At 72.3% G+C, this 21,179-nt stretch carries 14 protein-coding genes and 1 pseudogene; 7 read left to right on the top strand and 8 right to left on the bottom strand.

The features are described 5' to 3' along the window. Nucleotides 1-36 precede the first annotated feature (36 nt). The 3 genes from AC6JBM_RS15460 to AC6JBM_RS15450 form a co-directional block, all read right to left on the bottom strand. Complete coding sequence (locus AC6JBM_RS15460; protein WP_497984302.1) at nucleotides 37-933, bottom strand: helix-turn-helix domain-containing protein; 897 nt, start codon at nucleotides 931-933, stop codon at nucleotides 37-39. A 106-nt stretch (nucleotides 934-1,039) separates the two neighbouring features. Next, nucleotides 1,040-1,795, bottom strand: a complete 756-nt coding sequence (locus tag AC6JBM_RS15455; RefSeq protein WP_350619270.1) for a PP2C family protein-serine/threonine phosphatase — start codon at nucleotides 1,793-1,795, stop codon at nucleotides 1,040-1,042. Nucleotides 1,796-1,862: 67 nt separating this feature from the next. Next, nucleotides 1,863-2,201, bottom strand: coding sequence for a hypothetical protein (locus AC6JBM_RS15450; protein WP_350619272.1), 339 nt, complete (start codon nucleotides 2,199-2,201; stop codon nucleotides 1,863-1,865). A 54-nt stretch (nucleotides 2,202-2,255) separates the two neighbouring features. Between AC6JBM_RS15450 and AC6JBM_RS15445 the strand changes: the two genes are divergently transcribed. After that, a complete protein-coding gene (locus AC6JBM_RS15445) occupies nucleotides 2,256-4,463 on the top strand; it encodes an ATP-binding protein (protein WP_497984301.1) in 2,208 nt (735 codons plus the stop codon). A 685-nt stretch (nucleotides 4,464-5,148) separates the two neighbouring features. On the opposite strand, the gene AC6JBM_RS15440 is transcribed toward AC6JBM_RS15445, so the two are convergent. Next, nucleotides 5,149-5,505, bottom strand: coding sequence for a hypothetical protein (locus AC6JBM_RS15440; protein WP_497984300.1), 357 nt, complete (start codon nucleotides 5,503-5,505; stop codon nucleotides 5,149-5,151). A 359-nt stretch (nucleotides 5,506-5,864) separates the two neighbouring features. On the opposite strand from AC6JBM_RS15440, the gene AC6JBM_RS15435 reads away from it, so the two are divergent. From AC6JBM_RS15435 to AC6JBM_RS15415, 5 genes and pseudogenes are all read left to right on the top strand, one after another. After that, nucleotides 5,865-6,755: a ferredoxin reductase domain-containing protein gene (locus AC6JBM_RS15435; RefSeq protein WP_497984299.1), complete on the top strand. Its 891-nt coding sequence runs from the start codon at nucleotides 5,865-5,867 to the stop codon at nucleotides 6,753-6,755. Nucleotides 6,756-7,522: 767 nt separating this feature from the next. Next, nucleotides 7,523-7,978, top strand: a complete 456-nt coding sequence (locus tag AC6JBM_RS15430) for a CAP domain-containing protein (protein WP_497984298.1) — start codon at nucleotides 7,523-7,525, stop codon at nucleotides 7,976-7,978. A 1,346-nt stretch (nucleotides 7,979-9,324) separates the two neighbouring features. After that, on the top strand, nucleotides 9,325-10,623 hold the full coding sequence (locus AC6JBM_RS15425; RefSeq protein WP_497984297.1) for a glutamate-cysteine ligase family protein: 1,299 nt from the start codon (nucleotides 9,325-9,327) through the stop codon (nucleotides 10,621-10,623). A 29-nt stretch (nucleotides 10,624-10,652) separates the two neighbouring features. Then, on the top strand, nucleotides 10,653-11,591 hold the full coding sequence (locus tag AC6JBM_RS15420) for a ribose-phosphate diphosphokinase (protein ID WP_350619284.1): 939 nt from the start codon (nucleotides 10,653-10,655) through the stop codon (nucleotides 11,589-11,591). A 690-nt stretch (nucleotides 11,592-12,281) separates the two neighbouring features. Next, a pseudogene (locus tag AC6JBM_RS15415) lies at nucleotides 12,282-13,985 on the top strand (AfsR/SARP family transcriptional regulator); the annotation flags it as partial. Between the two features lie 1,051 nt (nucleotides 13,986-15,036). Here the strand turns inward: AC6JBM_RS15415 and AC6JBM_RS15410 are convergent. The 3 genes from AC6JBM_RS15410 to AC6JBM_RS15400 all read right to left on the bottom strand — a co-directional run bounded on the left by AC6JBM_RS15410 (nucleotide 15,037) and on the right by AC6JBM_RS15400 (nucleotide 18,725). After that, on the bottom strand, nucleotides 15,037-15,405 hold the full coding sequence (locus tag AC6JBM_RS15410) for a pentapeptide repeat-containing protein (protein ID WP_497986462.1): 369 nt from the start codon (nucleotides 15,403-15,405) through the stop codon (nucleotides 15,037-15,039). Nucleotides 15,406-17,181: 1,776 nt separating this feature from the next. Next, a complete protein-coding gene (locus AC6JBM_RS15405) occupies nucleotides 17,182-17,829 on the bottom strand; it encodes a hemerythrin domain-containing protein (protein ID WP_350619288.1) in 648 nt (215 codons plus the stop codon). A 497-nt stretch (nucleotides 17,830-18,326) separates the two neighbouring features. Further along, nucleotides 18,327-18,725, bottom strand: a complete 399-nt coding sequence (locus AC6JBM_RS15400) for an SRPBCC family protein (RefSeq protein WP_497984296.1) — start codon at nucleotides 18,723-18,725, stop codon at nucleotides 18,327-18,329. A 66-nt stretch (nucleotides 18,726-18,791) separates the two neighbouring features. Between AC6JBM_RS15400 and AC6JBM_RS15395 the strand changes: the two genes are divergently transcribed. Beyond that, entirely contained in the window at nucleotides 18,792-19,973 is a 1,182-nt protein-coding gene (locus AC6JBM_RS15395; RefSeq protein WP_497984295.1) for a cytochrome P450 family protein, read from the top strand. A gap of 540 nt (nucleotides 19,974-20,513) precedes the next feature. On the opposite strand, the gene AC6JBM_RS15390 is transcribed toward AC6JBM_RS15395, so the two are convergent. Further along, nucleotides 20,514-21,113 carry a hypothetical protein gene (locus AC6JBM_RS15390; protein WP_497984294.1) on the bottom strand — a complete coding sequence of 200 codons (600 nt, stop codon included), beginning with the start codon at nucleotides 21,111-21,113 and terminating at the stop codon, nucleotides 20,514-20,516. Nucleotides 21,114-21,179: the final 66 nt, after the last annotated feature.

Genomic DNA, 21,179 nt, shown 5'->3' with positions numbered 1-21,179 from the left:
GCGCGCGGACCCGGAATGGGTGGCCCGAAAGGCTGATCAGCGCCGCGCGGCCTCCGCGTCCGCGACGAGCGCGGCCTTGATCTCCGACATCACGTCGCGGAGCTTGCCCGGCGGCGTGGCCCGGTCCTGCAGCTCGCGGAACACGTCGAGGTACCGCGCCGTGAGCTCGGTCGCGTCGCGGATGGTCACGTCGCCGTTGGCGTTCTCGAGGTAGAGGATCCGCTCGTCGGAGGAGTCCGCGAACTCGAGCACCGCGAACGGCCCGGCCATGCCCGGGTGCGCGCCGGCGTCGAAGCGCACGACCTGCACGTGACAGCGCGGGCGCTCGGCGAGCGCGACGATGTGGTCGAGCTGCTCGAGCATGAGCGCGGGCGACCCCGCCTCGGCGCCGACCAGCCGCCGCAGCGCGCCCTCGTCGAGGATGAACCACAGCTCGGGGCGCTCGTCGCGGTCGAGCAGCTCCCGGCGCTTGGCCTTGAGCTCCTCGCGCTTGCGGCGGCGCGGCTCCGGCTCGTCCGGGTTGTACATCTGGATGACGGCGCGCGTGTACGCCGCCGTCTGCAGCAGGCCCGGGATGACGCTGAGCTCGAAGTGGTACACCGTCTGCGCCGCGGCCTCGTAGCCCAGGTAGCGCTTGAAGTCGCCGGACAGCACGTCGGCGAACGGCGCGAACGGCTGCTTGCGCGCGGCCCGGGCCAGCGCCAGCAGCTCGTCGATGGTGTCGTGGTCGGTGACGCCGTAGAACGACAGCAGCGCGCGCAGATCCGTCGCCGAGATGCCGACCTCGCCGTTCTCGACCCGCACGACCTTCGACTGCGACCACTCCATGTCGGCCGCGACCTCGGTCTGGGTGGCGCCCGCGCCGCTGCGGAAGCCGCGCAGCGTCAGCATCAGCCGCCGCCGCGCCAGTGCCGGGTCCGGTCCGTCGGACATCGCGATTCCTCCGAGTGGCTGTATCCGATCCGCCATATGCAGATCAACATCGCAGGCCACTCTAGCCGCATGCCGCACCGCGAGGAAGCGATAGGCCGGGAACGGCTCAGGCGACCTTCACCACGACCGCCGTGGCGTTGTCGCGGCCGCCCGCCTCCAGGGACGCGGCCACCAGGGCCGAGGCCATCACGTCCGGGGACTGCCCGGAGCCGAGGGTGCGTTCCATCAACTGGTACGGCACCTGCTCCGCGATCCCGTCGGTGCACAGGCAGTACACGTCGCCGGGGAACATGGTCACGCTCAGCACGTCGGGCTCGGGCAGCCCGGGGTGGCCGATGAACCGGTGCAGCTGATAGCGCGCGGCGGCCGCCTGCGGGGAGTCGGCCGGATACCAGCCGTGCACCGCCCCGAGCCACGCCGCGGTGTGATCGACCGTGAGCAGTTCGAGCAGGCCGCCGCGCAGCCGGTACACCCGGCTGTCCCCGATCTGCGTGACCCACGCGCCCGTCGCGTCGGCGACCAGGGCGGTGAGCGTGCACCCGGTGAGCTCGCGCAGCTCCTGCCCCGCGGCGCGGACGCGGCGCTGCGCGTCGGCGATGGCGGCGAACAGGGGCGTCGGCTCGAACGGGCCGCGGTGCTGCTGCACGGCCGCGGTGAAGATGTCGACGGCCATCCGCCCGGCGGTGCGGCTACCCTCGCCGGCGCCCATCCCGTCGGCGACGACCGCGCACAACCCCGGACGGCGCTGCAGCTCGGCGGCGTGCAGCACGTCGAAGTTGGCCGGATACCGCCGGCCGACGTCGGTGGCGGCCCCGACGCTGAGCAGCCGCCCCGCGCCCTGGACCTCGATCGTCATCGCCATCGACCGCCAGCGTAATCGGTGCCCAGCCGTCCGGGTGGCCCCGTGTTCATCCTCCGTTCAGCGCGGATCAGTGACGTTCGTCGCTGCCGGGCAGCGCGTCCGGAGGAGCGTCCAGCGGGGACAATGCGCGGATCTCCCACGTACCGTCCTCCCGCGGTGACCATCCGTCGATCTCCCCGCCGAGCTCGGCGAACATCACGACGCGGTCGTACAGCCAGTCGGCGAAGTCGTCCTGCTCCGACTCGCTGAGCCCGGTGCGCACGACGGCACCGAACGTGATGAGCCCGGTGCCCTCCAGCGGCGAGGCGCCGAGCACCCCGACGACCCGCTCGTCCTCGGGGGCGACGTCGGCCCGCTCCTCGACCTCGAGGTACCCGCCGTCGGGCATCTCCACCAGAAACGCCACGGCGCCCTCAGGAAACGATCGCGATCTTCATACCCGCAACGCTACAGTCTCCGCGTGGATCCGGCGGCCAGCCTTCCGGCCCCGCTCACCTCGCTGGTGGGGCGGGATGCCGAGGTGCGCCTCGCCGCCCGTCTCCTCGGCGAGGACGGCCGCCTGCTGACCCTCGTCGGCCCGGCCGGCAGCGGCAAGACCCGCATCGCGATCGCCGCCGCGGCCGCCGCGCCCGGCCCGGTGCGGTTCGTGGATCTGTCCACGATGGACACCCGCGACCCGGCCGGCTTCGTGCTCGACGCGCTCGGCGTGGCCCGCCGCCCGGACCTGAGCGGCTTCGACACGCTGCTGGAAGCCCTCGACGCCGCTTCCGTTGCGGGTGTACCGCTCGTGCTCCTGCTGGACAACTGTGAGCACGCGGCCGCCGAGGTCGCCGCGTTCGCGGGGCACCTGCTCGAGGTACGACCGCTGCTGCGCGTGCTGGCGACCAGCCGGCAGCCGCTCGGTCTGCCGGCCGAGACGGTCCTCGGCGTGCACCCCCTCGACCCGGACACGGCACTGCGCCTGTTCGCCACGCGCATGTTCGAGCGCACCGGGCGCCCACTGCCGCCCGAGCACCACCAGGCGGCGGCCGCGATCTGTGCCGCCCTGGACGGGCTCCCCCTCGCCGTCGAGCTGGCCGCGGCGCGGGCGGCGCTGCTGTCGGTGCCGGAGGTACGCCGCCTGCTGGCCGACCGTTTCCGCGTCCTGGCCGACGCGAAGGCCCCCGGCCCCGAGCACCACCGCACCCTGCGGGCCGCGCTGGACTGGTCCTACCAGCTGCTCTCGCCGGACAAGCAGGCCCTGCTGCGCCAGCTCGCCGTCTTCCAGGGCGGCTGGACGCAGGCCGCGGTGGCGACCCTGCCCGCGTACCGCCCCGGCCTGCTGCAAGCGCTGGCCGAACGCTCCCTGCTGACCGGCTCCGCACCGGCCCGCCCGCGCGGCCACATGCTGCAGACGGTCGCCGCGTACGCCGCCGCCCGCCTGGCCGAGCACCCCGGCGAGTCCGCAGCGGCCCGCGCCGCCCACGCCGCGTTCTACCTGGACCTGGCCGAACGAGCCGCGGCCGGCGTCCGCGGCCCCGAGCAGCGCGACTGGCTGCGCACGCTCACCGTCGAACAGGACAACCTGCGGGCCGCCCTGACGAGCCTGACCGAGCGCCCCGGCCCCGGCGCCGACGCCGACCTGCGCATGGCCACCGCAATGGCCCCCTTCCAGCATTTCACCGGTGGGTACTCACTGGGCCGCCACTGGCTCGCCGAAGCCCTGACCCGCCGCCCGGAGGCCCCGCCGCCCGCCCGCCTGGCCGCGTCCTCGGCCGCGGCCACCCTGGCGATGCTCGCCTGCGACTACCCGACGGCCGCGGCCCTGGCCGAGCAGGCCCTCCCGCTCACGCCGGACGACGACCCGAAGTCACGCGGCCCGCTGCTGACCCTGCTGGGCTGCGTCGAACGCGAGCGCGCCCGCTACGACTCGTCCCGCGCCCACCTGGAGGAGGCCCGCCGCCTGTACCGCGAGTCCGGCGACGCCTGGGGCGAGGGCCGGGCAACCCAGCTGGCCGGCGCGACGGCCTGGCTGGCGGGCGACCTGGACGCCGCCGCCGACCTGCTGGCCGCGAGCCTGACCGCGTTCCGGGACCTGGCCGACGCCGAGTCGGCCGCCAGCTCCCTCACCCACCTGGGCGCCGTGGCCCACTACCGGGGCGACCAGCACACGGCCCGCCGGCACCTGGCCGACGCCCTGGACCGCTTCACCGAACTCGCCTTCCCGGAGGGCATGGCCTGGTCCCAGGACATGCTGGCGCGGGTCGACCTGGCCGAGGGCCGCCTGGCGCCGGCCGCCGAGCGCCTGCACGCGAGCCTGGCCATCCACCGCCGGGTGGGCGATCGCTGGCGGACGGCGAGCGTCCTGGAGGCCTTGGCCGAATGCCGCCGCCGGGCCGCGGACCCGGCCCACGCGGCGGCTTTGCTGGGCGCGGCGGACGTGGTCCGGCGGGAGATCGCGGCACCGACTCCGCGCTGCGAACTACCGGCGCGGGCGGCGACGGACGAGGCGTTGCGGGCGGCGCTGCCGGCCGCGGACTATGCGCGCGCGTACCGCTTCGGCACCAGGACGAGCGTGGACGAGCTGCTGTCCCTGACCGCCACGCGCAACGTGGAACGCCCTGTCGCGCCGGCTCGGGCGGCGGACTTGGGCGGCGGCGTGCCGTCGGCACCGGCTTCCGCGCCGTAACACCGACTCGATCCGCCGGGATCTTCAACGCGGCTCCCTTTGTGCGTCCCGACGCCGGCTCGCGCCACGGACATGGCCAGTCTCTGCCTCCCCGAGGCCTACGACCAGGGTGCCCCGTCGACGGGCGCGCGCGTCCTCGACGAAGACGCACCTGGCGCCGACTCGCACCATGGGATCTTTGAGGCGGCCGATCTCCTAGTCCCGGCGCCGGCTCGCACCACTTGGGACGGCAGGGCCTTGTGGCGGCAGCCTGCCACCTGGCAACGTCGTGCGCCACGACGACCGGCGCCTGGGTCGCGCCCTTTCCCTCGTCTGCTCTCGCCGCTTCCCTCGCCGCTGAAGATCGCGGCGCCGCAGACTCAGAGGGTGACCAAGATCGGCCCAACGGCAGGCCCGCCCGACTCTGTAGGCCCCGCCCATTCGATCACCGGAGGCCCTTCGGGCGCGTCAGGCCCCTCCACCGCCACAGGCCCCTCTGCTCCTGCCGCCCCCGCCCCTACGGGGGTTTCAGCAGACGGCTTCCGCACTGGGATCCCAACCACCGCAGCAATGCTGCAACACGTCCTGGCCGATCTCCTGGTTCGCTCGAACCAGGAGATGGATGCGGCATTGACCCAAATCCTGGCGAGACTGACGACACCTCAACGCAACCCGCGCCAACCTCCAACTCCACCGCCTCCCCCACTCACCGCACAGTCACCCACCGCTCCTTCACCGTCACTGTTCCCATCCGCCACTTCGTCACCATCCCCGCTCGCACCCACCGCTTCTTCGCCGTCACCACTGGCACCCGCCGCCGCTTCTCCACGGCCGCCGCTGCCAGCCACCGGTTCTCAGCCGTCAGCACTCTCACCCACCGCTTCCCCACCGTCACCACTCCCACAGCCTCCGCCGCCAGACCTGCCTTCATCCCCGCAGCAGCCGGCTCCACCACCATCGCCGCGAACACCTTCATCACCGGGCCAGCCGCCCCCATCGCCACCACGGCCGCCATCCACCCCCGGACCGTCGGCACCTCCACCGACACCTGCCGCAGCGCCACCCACACCACCCACCACCGATCCACCCCGGACCCCCAACACCCCGATGTCACCCTCCGCACCCGCATCAGCACCTGGAGTCCCCGAGACGGTCGATCCACGCCTGTCACGGTTGTCGGCACCCTGGGTAGGCATCGGCACTACAGACCGAACAGCCGCCCCACCCAACCTCACCGCCGATCGGCCGCCAGCCTCGACCGGCGTCGACTCCCCACCCGCCCCGGCCCGCGGCGGCCAGCCGACACGCACCTGGGAATCCATCGGCGGCCTGACGGCACCGAGCGAACGGCACGCCCTCGACGACCTCCACGCCCTGCTGCCGACCGACCCCGCGGCTCGCCGCGAAACGATCCGCGAGGCGGTGACCTGGCTGGTCGACAACCTCGGCAACCCCGGCGCGGTCGCCGCCCGCTGCGCCGACCTGGGCCCGGCGATCACCGCCCTCGGCGTACCACCCCAGCGCCTCGATGCCCTGGCGATCCTGCTCATCGACGCCCTGCGCGCCAATCCGCCCGCACCCCCGCTCCGCGCCGACGAGGAGGCGGCCCTGCGCGACGCCGGACGACTCGCGGCCCGCTGGACGGCGAGCGGCGCGGCGGGTGCGGCCCACGAGCCGGTCCGCTGGAGCGCGGTCGTGACCAGCCACGACCGCCTCCGAGCCGACCTCGCGGTGCTCCGACTCCGCACCTACCTGCCGTACCCGTGTCCACCCGGCACACGCGCCGTGGCCGAGGTCCGCCGCCTCCCCGGCCGCCGGCGCGAGTGCTGGGTGGGCAACCTGCCCGACACGGACCGTACGGTCGAACTGCACATCCCCCTCCACCGCGACGATCCCGTAGGCGCCGAACTGGTGGAACGCACCGCACCCGGCGACCGCGTCACCCTGCACCTCCCGGCCGGCGACCCGGCACCGCTGGACGATCACCGTCCGCTGCTCCTGATCGCCGACCGTGACGCCGTTGCCCCGATCCGGGCCAGCCTGATCGCGCTACGCACCGCGATACCCGCCGGCACCGAGCGCAACGTCATCGTGCACTGGCCGTCGCCGATCGAACGCGACGTGTACCGCCTGGCCGACCTCGCCCCGCCCGGCACCGTCGTCATCCGCGACCACTTCACCGGCGACGGCCGCGACTGGTCCGAGCACACCGCGTTCATTGCCGGCACTGCGGCCTCGACCGCCATGGACGCAGCCCGGCTGCGCGATGCCGGCGTACCCCTGGAGCGCATCGTGACCGCCGCGGTCGGCTGATCGCGTTACCGGGGGCGGCGGGCGTGTCGCTGCGGTTGGCTGATCGCGTTACCGGGGGCGGCGGCTCGGCTACCGCCGGCGCATCCGCGGCCACGCGATGCCGACATAACCCCGCAGCGCATCGCGACCGCGGTCGGCTGATCGCGTTACCGGACTGGTGCGGCGGCTCGGCCACCGCAGACGCATCCGCGACCACGCGATGCCGATGACCCCGCAGCGCATCGTGACCGCCACCGGCGGCTGATCGCCGCCTCGGCTTCGATTGCCGACTGTGGGCGCTACGCATCTGAATACTCAGCTGGCCCCGGGCTCAGGAGCGGCCGATCGCCTGACGTTGGGCATCTTCGGCTTCTCCTGCCGTACGCCTGTGTTCGGACAGCCTCTCGCCTCTGGGCCGCGATGCCGCGTCACCCGGCCGCCGCGTCGCTGCTACTGCGCCGCGCCCGGCTGGCGGCCTGTTGCGCGTTCCGCCGTGGGGTGCGCAGCCGACCACGCGGATGCCTGAATGCCGTAACGCAGCCGCCACGCACCGTCCTCGCGGCGGGCCCAGCAGTCGGCCGAAGTTGGGGCTACCTGTCGCGCTCGGCTCGTCACCCTGGCGAGTGAATTCCGCCGGCGCCGCGAGGGGTTCACAAGCGTTCCGTAGCGCATCAAAGGTGCGGAAGCGGCATTTCGGCAAGATTCGGTACGGAAAGCCGAGTCGTGCTTACTTTCAGGCCATCTGCCCTACTCGTGGAGGTGAGATGGGATTCCGGAAGGGTGTCGCCGTGACGCTCGTCGCGGGTGCGGTCGCGACGGGTGCGGCGGTTCAAGCCGGGCCGGCGTTCGCTGGCGACTACGGCATGGTTCGTGGAGTCATCGCCCTGACCAACAGCGTGCGTGCGCGGGCCGGGTGCGGGCCGGTGACCTCGAGCCCACGCCTGAGTTCAGCTGCGTGGCTGCACTCGCGGGACATGGCCGGACGTGGCTACTTCTCGCACGGGTCGCCTGGTGGCGGCTCACCCGGCAGCCGAGTCAGGGCCGCCGGGTATCGCTGGTCCTCATACGGCGAAAACATCGCCTGGGGCCAGCGGGACGCACGGACCGTCATGAACGCGTGGATGAACAGCCCCGGCCATCGGGCCAACATCCTCAACTGCCGGTTCCGTAACGTCGGCGTCGCCGTGGTGTACAACTCCAGCGGCGTGCCCTTCTGGACCCAGGACTTCGCCAGTCCCTGGTAGTGCCCACGGGCCCGGCCCCGCAGGACACCACCCTCGGGGCCGGCCGACGGGCGAAATTTTCTGCGACGGGAATGTGTCGACGGAGTGTAGTGAGGGAAGTACCGGCTGGAAACACGTCGGCGAATTGCCGGTCGCTCTATTTCTCAACACGATCAGTAGTTTGTTGACTACTACATGAAGTGATGGTCGTTACCCGCGCGGTCGACCAGATCTCGGACGGTGACACCTTCGGCACCGAGGGACGATCGCGCCGGGGCGGCGGTCGCACGAGCACGGCCGGCGACCCGCGGCGACTGGAGCGGCCCACACGCATGGCGCCAGCAACTGGCCGCGGACCAGCCGGGATGCGCACAAGCCGAGCCGAGCCGACCAGCGGGATCCGAGCCGGCCTCGCCTCGACGACTGGCGGGCGAAGGCGAGTCGGGGCACAGATCGGTCGGGTCCAGATCCGCCGAAGCGCACCCATCACTCGCAGCGACCAGCGAGGGCGAACAGCTCGCATCGCACGGCGCCGCGACCGTGAGTTGCCAGCAGAAGACCGCCCGCGATCCAGGCACGCGACACCAGAGCCGCACTGGCCAAGGGGCCAGGCGGCTCCCGTCGCAATGCCGGCCACCAAGGGGCGTCGCGCCGCCCACGGAAGGAATCGGCCGCACCAGCGACACGCCGCCGAGGACGCGGCGCGCGACCGGAGGATCACGTACAGCAAGGCCACGCACGACGGGCGCGGCAGGGGGCGCACGAACGCCTGAAGTACCGGAATCGACACGCTCCGCAATGCTCCCCGAAAATGTCGTTCTGGAATGCATCCAAACGCGCCTGCCGAGAAATTACGCGCCGTGAATTCCGGTCCGGTCCGATGATCGGGATGCGCAGCGGCGGTACCAGAGGAAACGCTTTCGCGGACTGCCCGGAAATCGATTCTTTTGACCGATGAACATCGATCAAACACGGGCGGGTGTCACGAAATTGCGGTCGGCGCAAGATCCCGCGCGGCCGCGGGCGCGGACCACAGATCTTGCCGACTTCCAGCGGCTTCCCATCCAGAGTTCATCGCACGTTGTCCTCGAACGCTGGACAGAACGCCCGAATGACCCCCTAATTGAATGCACCTCGCCCGGCACCCCGCCGCCGGTCGGGCTCGTCGCCGCACCCTGCACCGCCCGCCGCTTTACCGCTCCAACCCGCCTGCTTCGCGCGCAACACACCGCCGCTTACCAAGTGCACCACCGCACCGCCTTACCAAGTGCGACGCCCCGCCGCCAGGCTGGTCGCACCTGAACGATCACTTACCTCATCCGTAACACCACCCTGGGTAGCACGCACCCTTCTTCCGGGAGGCCGCCGTGAACGACACGACATCCGCCATCCTCCTCACCGAGACCACCGCCTCCGCGTACGTCGCCGCCGCCGGGTTCCGGGTCGGGCCGGTCGGGCGCGTCGGGGTGGAACTCGAGTACTGCGTGCGTGATCCGCGTCGGCCGCTGCATCGCCCGGCGCCGGCCCGGCTGCTCGGGCTGGTGGCGCATCTGGGCAACCCGCTGCCGGGCGGCAGCGCGGTGACGATCGAGCCGGGCGGCCAGCTGGAGCTGTCCAGCGCGGTGGGCGCGTCGCTGACGGAGTGCCTGAGCGCGCTCGCGGGCGACTTGGCGCTGGTGCGGGCGGCGCTGGCCGAGCAGGGGCTGCACCTCGATGGGACCGGCCTCGACATGCTGCGCCGGCCGCGTTTGGTGACGAATCATCCACGCTATGTGGCGCTGGCCGAGTACCACGACCGGTCGGGCACGCGCGGACGCACCGTGATGACCAATTCCGCCTCGATCCAGGTGTGCCTTGACTCCGGTACCGATGGATCGGGCGCCGACGCCGACGACTGGTCGCACTTCGCGCGGCGCTGGTGGCTCGCGGACGCCATCGGGCCGGTCATGATGGCCGCCTTCGCGAACTCCCCGCACGTCACCCGGGCCGGCCGCCGCTGGGCGTCCTACCGCCAGGCCCTGCGATTCGGCACCGACGCCAGCCGCACCCGCGCGCCGCGGCGCACCGACGACCCGCGCAAGGCCTGGGCCCGCTACGCGCTCGCCGCGAAGGTCGCGATGGTCGCGCCGGCCGAGGACGACCCGACCGCCGGCCCGGGCGAGCGCTGGCACGTGCCCAACGGCCTGACCATGCGTGACTGGCTGCGCGGACACGGCCCACGCCCGGTGACGCTCACCGACCTGGAGCGCCACCTCGGCACCCTGGTACCGCCGGTGCGACCGCGCGGCTACCTGGAGTTGCGGATGATCGACCAGCAGGCCGGCGACGACTGGGTGGTACCCGCGGCGGTGGTCACCGCGCTGCTCGACGACCCCGAGGGTTCCCAGGCCGCAGCCGACGCGACCGAGCACCTGCGTTCGCCGCTGCGCCGGCACCGCGACTGGCTCGCCGCCGCCCGTGACGGGCTCGCCGACCCGGCGACGGCGGCCGCCGCGCTCGCATGTTTCACCGCGGCCCAGTCGGTGCTCGCCCGCAGTGGCGCGCCGCTTCCGGTGCGTGACGCCGTGGCCCAGTTCGTCGACCGTTACGTACTGCGAGGACGCTGCCCCGCCGACGATGCGCCGCAGGAGCGAGCGCGCCGAATGGGTGTGGTATCAACGGGATGACCAGGCCCCGGCTTCGAGGAGTCCCGCTCGTGCGCGACATCGCCGTGTTCAGTGGCAGCGCGCACCCCGAGCTCGCGGAGGAGATCTGCGCGCAGCTCGAGGTGCCGCTGCTACCCGTCCGGGTAGATCGTTTCGCCAACGACTGTCTTGAGGTACAACTGCAGGCCAACTGCCGCGAGCGGGATGTGTTCCTGATCCAGCCGCTGGTGCCGCCGGTGCAGGAGCACCTCGTCGAACTGCTGCTCATGCTGGACGCCGCACGCGGCGCGTCGGCGGCACGGACCACGGTGGTCATGTCGCACTACGCGTACGCCCGATCCGACAAAAAGGATGAACCGCGCATCTCGATCGGCGGGCGCCTCGTCGCCGACCTGCTCACGGCCGCCGGCGCGAGCCGCGTGCTCACGCTGACCCTGCACTCGCCGCAGGTCCACGGCTTCTTCTCGGTCCCGGTCGACCACCTGCACGCGCTGCGCGAGCTGGCCGGCCACTTCCGCGGCCACGACCTGTCCAACGCCGTCGTCGTGTCACCGGACCTCGGGAACGCGAAACCTGCTTCTGCATTTGCGCGAATGTTGTCGGTACCGGTTGCAGCCGGCGCCAAGCAGCGCTTCTCCGACGATCGCGTGGTCATCAGCACCGTGATCGGCGACATCGAGGGCCGCGACGTGATCGTCCTGGACGACGAGATCGCCCGCGGCAGCACGGTGTTCGAGCTCATCGACCGGCTCCGCGAGCGGGGCGTGGCGAGCATCCGGGTGGCGTGCACGCACGGTCTCTTCACCGCTGACGCTCTGCAACGCCTGCAGGCCGAGGAGGACGTCCTGGAGATCGTGTGCACGAACAGCGTCCCGTTGCCGAAGGACAAGTGGGTCCCGAAGCTCCGCGTGCTGTCGATCGCGCCGGCGATGGCCGAGGCGATGCGCCGCATCCACAACGGCGAGTCGGTCAGTTCGCTGTTCCACTGAGCCGTGCAGTTCCGCCCAGCCGCGCTGTTCCACCCAGCCGCGCCGTTCCACTGATCCGCGCTGATCCGCCGAGCCGCGCCGTTCCTGAGCCGGCGTCCAGCCGGACCGGATGGTCGCCACGGCCGGTCATGGCGCCACTGCTGGGCGGACGTATTTGATTCCGCACGAACCGTTCACCCGGCCCGCACCGACGGTGCACATCCGCCTCACCAGCCTCGCCATCACCACCGCTGCCCACCAGAGCCTCTGGCCGGTCGATGACGAAGCACTTGCTGGCCGGGGCTCCATCACCCGGACACGGACGGGTGAACGCTTGCCGCACCAATGGGTGATCAGTCCGTGGATGGCGATGCACGGCCCGACGCGTTACCCGGACTCGGCTTCAGCAGCGAGTCCGGGTTTCGCGTCTCGGCAAGCACGCTCCGTCTTCATCCGCATCTCAGCGCACGCACACCGTGCTCCCGGAATCCCGGCCCGCGCCGCTCACTCCGCGTCACAGGTCACGCGCTGCGGGTGGTCACACGCGGCAACTCGTGCTCCGCTGGACGATCCGAATCCGCGCTCGCCGGGCCAAAGCGGGTGTCCGATCTCCGCAGATCGGTTGTCCACGGGGTGTGACCATGATCGGATGCCGTGAGATACCTGTTTCCGGCGCCGACGGTAAGTGAGCCCCGATGTTCGTGACGTTCCGTGACTGATGCGGCGCGCGGCGGTGACCGCCATGACGGATCGGCCGCGACTTCCGGCCGGGCGACGGGGAGTAACCGGACGCCGACCGTGCGCGCCGACGTGCTGGGGCCGCTGCGGATCGAGGTCGGCGGCAACCCCGCCGACGCGGGCGGGCCGCGGCAGCGGGCGGTGCTGGCCCGGCTGGTCGCCGCGGGCGGGCACGTCGTGCCGACGGATCGCTTCATCGACGACCTGTGGCAGGGCGAGCCGCCGCCGAAGGCCCTCGCGGCACTGCAGGTGTACGTCTCGAACCTCCGCCGGGCGCTCGAACCCGGACGGGCCCCGCGCACGCCGGCGACGGTCGTGGTGTCGATGGCGCCCGGGTACGCGCTGCGGTTGCCGGACGAGCAGGTCGACGCGTGGCGGTTCGAGTCGCTGCTGCGACGCGGGAGCGAGCTGAGCGAGTCCGACCCGCGAGAGGCGGACCGGCTGCTGCGGGCGGCGCTCGACGCGTGGGCCGGTCCCGCGTACGCCGAGTTTGCCGACGAGAGCTGGGCGACCCCCGAGGCCGCGCGCCTCGAGGAGCTGCGCCTCGCCTGCGTGGAGGCGGCCGGGCGGGTCGCCCTGCGGCTCGGGCGCGCGGCCCTCGTCGTGCCGGAGCTCGACCGGCACGTGCAGGAGCACCCGCTGCGCGAGGAGGCCGTGCACGTGCTGGCCACCGCGCTGTACCGGGCGGGACGCCAGGCCGAGGCCCTCGCCGCGCTGCGGCAGGCCCGCCACCGGCTCGCCGACGAACTGGGCGTCGACCCGGGCCCGGCGCTCCGCGCCCTCGAGGCGGACGTCCTCGCACACGCCGAGCACCTGTCCGCCGACACTCCGCCACCGCCGTCCGCTCCCGCGGCGGATCTGCGGCCGGGCGACGCGATCGGCACCGAGCGCGAACTGTTGGGCACGCAGAGCGATTCCGGCGGGAGCGACGCCGCGATCACCGTCCACGGCCAGACGCCGGACTCGCCGCAGGGCGCCGAGGCCGTCGGACGCGACTCGGAGCTCGCGGCGCTCGGCGCGGCCGCGGAGGCGGTGCAGCGGGACGGCCTGCGGATCGTGTGGCTGGGCGGTGAGGCGGGCGCCGGGAAGTCCACGCTGGTCCGGACCTTCTCGGCGACGATGGCGGAGCGTGGCTGGCAGGTCGCATGGGGTCGCTGTCCCGAGGTCGACGGGGCGCCGCCGGCCTGGGCCTGGACCGAGGTGCTGGCCGGCTGGGAGTCGGATGCCCCGGCCGGCGTCGGCGACGAACGACTTTCCCCGCTGCTGGAGGGGCGCGCTGGCGCGGCCCAGCCCGGTCTCTCTTCGAAGCCGGCCAGAGGCGCCGCGGCGGACCCGCTCCGACCCGCATCGCCGCCGGGCGGACACGCGGTCGCTGGCCGGCTGTCGGCACTTTCGGCGCACGGTGACAGCACCCAGGCTCGTCACTCGCCATCGCACCCCGCGGACGCGTTGCAACTGACATCTCCGTCCGACATGCACACCGGGGCAGGCCGGTTCGCGGCCGCGACAACGCCGGGCCTACGCGCCGCAGCGGATCAGTTCCAGCTCGCACAGGCCGTCGGCGAGCGGCTCGGGACCGGCGGGGCGTTGCTCGTCGTGCTCGACGATGTACATCGCGCCGATGGTGAGACGCTGCAGGTGCTGCGGCATGTCGCCGTCGCCCTGGCGGGACGTTCCGTGCTCATCGTCGCCACGTTCCGCACCGGGGAGGACCATCCGCAGCTCGGGGCCGCCCGCGCCGCGCTGGCTGGGCCGCGGTCGATGGAGCTGCTGCTCGGCGGGCTCGGGGCAGACGCGGCGGCACGGGTGCTGGCCGGGCATCTCGGTGCGCCGGTCGATGCCGAGGTCGCGGCGGTCGTGCACGAGCGCACCGGCGGGAACCCGCTGTTCCTGGCGGAGACGGCACGGTTGATCTCCGCGGAGGGAGCGGGCAGCGCCGTACGCGCGATTCCGGCCGGGATCGGGCACGTACTGCGGCGACGGCTGGCTCGGCTGCCGGCGGCGGCGCAGACGGTACTGCGGCATGCCTCGATCCTCGGGCGCGACGTCGACATCGACGTGCTGGCGGAGGCGTTCACCGAGGACGAGGACGCCGTGCTCGACGGCCTCGAGGCCGGGGTGCTGGCCGGGCTGCTGGAGGAGCCCGCACCCGGCCGGGTACGGTTCGGTCACGCACTGCTACGGGATGTGCTGTACGACGACATGCCGCAGCTTCGTCGCCGACGGTTGCATGAGCGCGTACTGAACGTGCTGGAGCGGACCAATCCCGGCGACGTCGCGGCGCTCGGCCACCACGCGCTCGCCGCGGCGACCCCGGCTTCGGCGGTGCGCGCCGCCCGGCACGGGTCGGCGGCGGCGCGGCAGGCGGCGGCGTACTTCGCGCATCGCGAGGCGGCGCAGTTGTACGCGGCGGCGCTGGACGCGCTCGGGCTGCAACGGCCAGGATCGGGCGACCAGGGCGCCGACACGGCCTCACTGCGCCTGGATCTGCTGTGCGGGCTGACGTCCGCGCGTGCGAACTCCGGTGATGCGATCGGGGCCCGCACGGTGCGATGGGACGCGGTGCTGGCGGCGGCCGCGGTGGCGGGCATCGAACCCCGCGGCGTCGTCGGTCTGACCGCCGGGAGCGGCGCCGCGAATCCGGGCGGCGGGCTCGGTGGAGCTGGAGATCTGAGTGCCAGTCGCGGTGGGGCCGGGGATCTGGGCGCCCGACTCGGTGGGGCTGGGCTCAGCGGGGCTGGGCTCGGTGGAGCCGGGCTCGGTGGAGCCGGGCTCGGTGGAGCCGGGCTCGGTGGAGCCGGGCTCGGTGGAGCCGGGCTCGGTGGAGCCGGGCTCGGTGGAGCCGGGCTCGGTGGAGCCGGGCTCGGTGGAGCCGGGCTCGGTGGAGCCGGGCTCGGTGGAGCCGGGCTCGGTGGAGCCGGGCTCGGTGGGGCCGGGCTCGGTGGGGCTGGGGATCTGGGCGCCGGGCGCGGCGGGGGTCATCGGCGTGCACGGGCCGGGAGCGAAGCCGATTTTCCGGCCGCTGGGCCGGCTGCCGCGGAGGCGGCCGCGCAGCGGTGGAACAGCGGCGGTGACCTGGATGTGCACGCACGGTCATCGGCCAACCTCGCCGGGTCGCAGTCGTTCGTCCAGGCGTTGGCCGCGGTTGCGGACGTCGAACCGCTCGCTCGTGCGCTCGCGGCGTTCGACGCGCCCGTCGCGTGGTCGATTCGCATCGCCCGGGCCATCGACCGGCCGCTCGTCGAGCTGCTCGAGCGGACCCTTGCCCGCGACGACCTTCCCGCCGGGCTGCGGGCGCGAATGCTCGTGACGCTGGTGTACGAGCTCGAGGGCGACGAGGTCGAGCGGTGTGCCGAGGCCAGCGCGGAGGCGTTGCGCATCGCCAGGAGCGAGGGTGACGCTCTGGTGCTGTGTCAGGCACTGAACGCACGGTACTTCGCGGTGCTCAATCCGCAGCGGCGGCACGAACTCCCCGCGGTCGGGGCGGAACTGCTCGCGGTCGCCGAGCAGGCGGGGCTGCTCGGGTTCCAGGCGCAGGCGCATCACGTGCTGTACCAGGCGGCGCTGGAGCGCAACGATCTGCGACTCGCGCAGGAGCACCTCGATCGCGCGCTCGAGAAGTCGACCGCCGGCCAGCTGGGCGTGACACTCTCCGTGATGGCGATCCTCGGTGCGATCCGGGCCGTGCTCGCCGGTGACCACGCGACCGCGGAGCGGATCTACACCGAGCTCGGGGAGCGGATCGAGGCGGCCGGGCAGCCGAACGCGTACCTGGTCAGCATCATCGGCGTCTTCTTCGTCCGGCTGACGCAAGGGCTCGGGCACACGTACCTGCCTGTGCTCGAGCCGCTACGGACGCTGTCGACCGCGGAGTCCGAGGCTGGGGAGTTCCTCGCCCGCGCGTATGTCGACGCCGGGCGGCTCGACGAGGCACGGGCGGTGTGGAGGCCGGACACGCCGGTGCGGGAGGACTACTACTGGCTGGCCATGATGGGGCTGCGCGGGGAGAACGCGGCCGCGCTCGGTGACCTCGCTGTGGCCGCTGATTGCTACGCACAGTTGCTGCCGTGGGCCGGGCAGTTCGTGGGTCTGGCCAGCGGGACGGTGCCGGGGCCGCCGGTCGACCTCGTGCTCGGCAAACTCGCGGTCGCGCTCGGCCGGCCCGCCGATGCGCACTTCGAGGCCGCGAAGGAGCTGGCGGCTCGCACCGGCGCGACGCCCTGGATGTGACGGCCCCGGTTGTGACGCCCCGGTTGTGACGCGCCGGTTGTGACGTTCTGCATGTGACGGATTGGACGTGACGCGGACGAACATGTTCGGAGCGCCGGTTCGTGGCCGCCCCGAGCGCGTTTGCCACGCTCCCCGCATACGAGGCGTGGCCATGCCCTGACGCGGCGCCCCGCGTGCCCGGCTCTCGTGCGACTCGCCGGTCGATGCTCGGAAGGTGATGACCGGCTGGCGCGGCCTTCACGTGGCCAAGCCATCGTCAACCGCAGATGCTTCAGCGGCCTTGTTGCGGCCACGCCGACGTCAGCCGCAGATCGTCCAGCGGCCCTCATGCGGCCACGCCGACCGTCAACCACAGCTCGTCCAGCGGCCCTCATGCGGCCACGCCGACCGTCAAACGCAGATCGTCCGGCGCGGCCCTCGTGCGGGCACGAGGTCGTCAACCGCAGCTCGGCTTCTCGCGACTGAGTGCCGCCCGATCGCGCTGACAAGCGATCCGAAGGCCGACGACCGGCTTTGGGCCGGTCGTCCCGACGGCTGCCGATGCCGGCCGCTGTGGAGAATGCCCCGGAGCTCGTTGGCTTTCCCCCGGTCGGCGGCCGGACGGTGACAGTCGTGTGGCGCGGATGGTGCGGCTGCGAAGGCGTCAGCCGAAGATCGCCTTCTCGCGGCGGAGGAAGCCGGGGCGGACGGTCGCCAGGATCAGGCGCAGGACCGGGCCGGCCTCGCGGAGGAGCTCAGCGAGTTCCTCGGCGGTGGCGTAGCGCTCGATGCGCGGCAGCTCGAAGCCGATCTTGCCGCCCTTGCGGACGCCCGCCTCGACTCGCTGCCACTGCTCGCCGGAGACGTAGCGGCGGATGACGGGGAAGATCGTGCGCTCCTCGTCCTCGATGTGCTCGTCCAGGAGGTCACGCAGCGTGGCCAGCGAGTCCGCGAGCCTGGCGGCGGTGTCGCGGTCACCAGGTGTGGCGGCGAGGGCAGCGGACTGTGTGCGGATGCGGTCGAGCAGCGGGTCGAGCTGGGCGTGGTCGTCGGTGAGCTCGGCGAGGTCGATCTCGGCGCCGGCGGTGGCCTGCAGCACCGGCCACAGGATGTCGTCCTCGGCCTGGTGATGGTGGTGGATGCCGGTGCAGAGCGTGGTCAGGTACTGGTGGATGGCCTTGGCGCGAGCGGGAGTCGCGGGAACCCGGCCCTCCGCGATACCGCGCGTGACGTCGGCGAAACGGCGGGCGTCGCCCCGCATCGAGCGGTGGTTGATGGTGATGCCGAGGAGATTGGGCGCGGATTGCTTCATGCCGTACAGCAGACGGCCCGACGGTTGGCGATCACTTAATGGCGGCTTGGTGGGTGTCCCGCGCGCTCGACAAGTGCGGGCTGGGGCGGTGGGCTTCAGGACTGCGAGCGGGCGGGTTCGGCTGGACTTCGCGCGTTTCGGCGCATCGAATGCGCGAGAGCAGCGGTCAGTTCAGCGCGACGTGCGCCGAACCAGCGGTCAGCTCGACTTGGCCTGCGCAAACCAGCGGCCGTTCGGCGCGACGTGCACAAAGAGACGTGCGCAAAGCAGGGGTCAGTTCAGCACGACGTGCGCAAAACCAACGGCCGGTTCGGGGGCACGTGTGCGAGTCCAGCGCCGAGTTCGGCACGACCTGCGCAAAAGTGGGGTCAGTTCGGCGCGAGTTACGCAAAGCGCGGCCAATCCGGCCCGTGGTGCGCGTGTGAGTCGTGGTCAGCGCGATTCGCCTCGCGCATAAGCGGTGATCAGCGTGGCGTGAGCTGCGGCCGAAGCGGCGGTCAGCGTGACTCGACGATTCGCTTCAGGGCTTCCAGGTCGGCCAATACCAGGGCGCTGTCACGGGCGAAGTCCGCGTCGGACATGTCGGGCTGGCGGCGCAGCGTGAAGGTGAGCTCGCTGCCGTCGTCGTGCGGGACCACCCGGAGCGGGTTGCGGAAGACCTCGCCGGACGGGAGGTGGACGTCGTGGTCGAGCACGCCGAACGGGTTGTCCGCCGCGAACGTCAGCTCGATGCGGCTGTCGCCCGACACCGCGAACCAGCGCTCGCCCTCGCGCTCGACGGCGCTGCACAGGCCCGGCGCCCACTCCGGCAGGTGAGCCGGATTCTTGGCGTATTCGTAGACCTCGCCGGGAGCGCGACCGATGTGGACGCTGATGTGTTTCGACTCGCTCGCCACCAGCCCATCCTGCCACGATCGAGTCGGTAACTCCCGACTGCGGCTCGGATTGGTTACCGTTGATGCGTGACGACGCCGGTGCAGTTCACGCAGGAATTCTGGAACAACCCCCATCCCGTGTACGCGCAGTTGCGGCAGGAAGCGCCCGTGCACCCGGTGACGTTGCCGAACGGGTTCGAGGTCTGGCTCGTTACGCGGTACACGGACTGCAAGGCGGCGCTGACCGACCCGCGGCTGTCGAAGCGCCAAGGGGCCGGGGACAACGCGCGGCAGCTCAGGGCGTCGACGAGTACGCCGCTGACCAAGCATCTGCTCGCGTACGATCCGCCCGATCACACCCGGTTGCGGCGGCTGGTGTCGAAGGCCTTCACGGCTCGGCGCATCGAGGAGTTGCGGCCTCGCGTCGGAGAGTTGAGCGCGGCGCTGATCGAGGCACTCCGGGGCCGGGACGGCGCGGAGCTGGTCGAGGATTACGCGGTACACCTGCCGATTCAGGTCATCTGCGAACTGCTCGGGGTGCCGATCGAGGATCAGGCCGACTTCCGGCGGTGGACCTCGGTGCTGGTCTCGGCGTCGGCCGGCGGGCCGGGTGTGCCCGAGGCTGCGGCCGCGTTCCTCGGATACATCCTGGGGCTCATCGAGCGTAAGCGGGCGGCTCCGGCGGGTGACCTGCTCAGTGCGCTGATCGCGACCCGGGACGAGGGTGACCGCCTCAACGAGGACGAGCTCACGTCGATGGCGTTCCTGCTGCTGCTCGCGGGGCACGAGACGACGATGAACCTGATCAGCAACGGGATGTACACGCTGCTGACGCATCCTGAGGCGCACCGGCGGCTACGGGAGGATCCCTCGCTCGTGCCGGCGGCGGTGGAGGAGTTCCTGCGGCTGGAGAGCCCCGTCGAGACGGCTACGACACGGACCGCTACGGAGCCGGTCACGTATGGTGGCGTCACGATTCCGGCCGGGGCGATGGTGGCGATCTCACTCCTTGCCGCGGATCGTGACCCAGAGCGATTCCGAGAGCCGGGCGCGTTCGTGCTCGACCGTGGGGACAACCAGCATCTGGCGTTCGGGCACGGGATTCACTACTGCCTCGGAGCGCCGCTCGCTCGGTTGGAGGCGCAGATCGCGTTCACGGATCTGCTCGCGGCGTTCCCGGGGATGCGGCTCGCGGTGGCGCCCCAGGAGGTGGTGTGGCGGACGGGCATTCTCATCCACGGTCCGGCCGCGCTGCCGGTGACGCTCTGAGTAATCGCGGCGGGGCTCTGCGGTGCGTGCGGGCAGCCGTCCCGGCGTTGCAGTGGGGCCTGCACGAGCAGTGAGGGCCGCAGTGCCGTCCAGCCTCGCAGTGCGGCTCGCGCATCGCCGGGCTGGCACGAGCCGGCCGTCTGGGCCGGGACCGCCGCCGATGGCGAACGGCCCGGCCGGCCGTGACGGCCAGGGCGGGGACGGATAGCGGGAGAGCCTGAGCCCGAGAACGGTGGCGACGGGCCAGGCCGATGGGCGGCTTGCGCTCAGTCAGTCGAGCGTCGGCGTCGGTGATTGCCGCTGCGGCGGGAACGGTGGCGATGGGCTAGGCCGATGGCGGCTTGCACTCAGCCGGTGGAGCGTCGGCGTCGGTGATTGCCGCTGCGGCGGGAACGGTAGCGATGGGCTAGGCCGATGGCGGCTTGCGCTCAGTCAGTCGAGCGTCGGCGTCGGTGATCGCCGCTGCGGCAGAAACGAGGCGACCGGCCAGGCCGATGGGGACGGGAGCCGACCGGGCCGATGGCGGCGGGAACTGGCGGGTCAGTCCTCCGGCATGTGGCCGCTGGCGCCCAGGAGCAACGCGGCCAGGCCCAGCACGGCCACGATCAGGGCGGCCAGCTTGGTGAAGCGGCCGGTCGGGTCGGCCACCGTGACGTTGAACCAGCCGCGGGGGTCTTTGCGAACGCGTACCGTATCGCCGACCTTCGGCTCGGTGTCGAGGAACCGCAGGCGGCCAAGGTTCTCGCCCGTTGTACGGTCCGCGACCTGGTAGGCCGGGAAGCGCTTCTCGGACACGCTGCTCACGGCTCGCACGACCTGCTTGACCTGCGCGTCGGTGGGGACGCCCTCGCGGGACATGTAGACGGGCAGGACGAGTACGGTGCCCAGGACCGAGGCGGCGATCAAGGCCAGGAGCATCACGACGCGGTTGCCGGCCGAGTGGTCGGGGGCGCCGACGCGGTAGAGCAGGTATCCGGGCACGGCTGCGAACAGCGACAGGAACAGGCCGGCCGCGAGCAGCTTGAAGCTCGGGCCGCCGGCCAGGATCCCGGCGATGATGACGAACGCCGTCGTCACGACCAGAGCGACGAGCGTGCGCCAGATGCCCTTGAGCAACGCGCGCCACGGATAGTGCCTCACGAGTGAGCACCGTAGGCGATCTCCGGGCGCGGCGCTGCCCCCGGGTTGGCCGCACGTGTTCGAGCT

This window comes from Dactylosporangium thailandense, from assembly GCF_059739745.1.
Note: the sequence above shows the minus strand (reverse complement) of the source record. Positions and strands in the feature narration are given on the sequence as shown.

Excerpts from the sequence above, each read along its gene's own strand:
- AC6JBM_RS15405 (WP_350619288.1), bottom strand. The coding sequence starts at position 17,829 with ATGAAGCAATCCGCGCCCAATCTCCTCGGCATCACCATCAACCACCGC.
- AC6JBM_RS15460 (WP_497984302.1), bottom strand. The coding sequence starts at position 933 with ATGTCCGACGGACCGGACCCGGCACTGGCGCGGCGGCGGCTGATGCTG.
- AC6JBM_RS15455 (WP_350619270.1), bottom strand. The coding sequence starts at position 1,795 with ATGGCGATGACGATCGAGGTCCAGGGCGCGGGGCGGCTGCTCAGCGTC.
- AC6JBM_RS15410 (WP_497986462.1), bottom strand. The coding sequence starts at position 15,405 with ATGACCGTGCGTGCACATCCAGGTCACCGCCGCTGTTCCACCGCTGCG.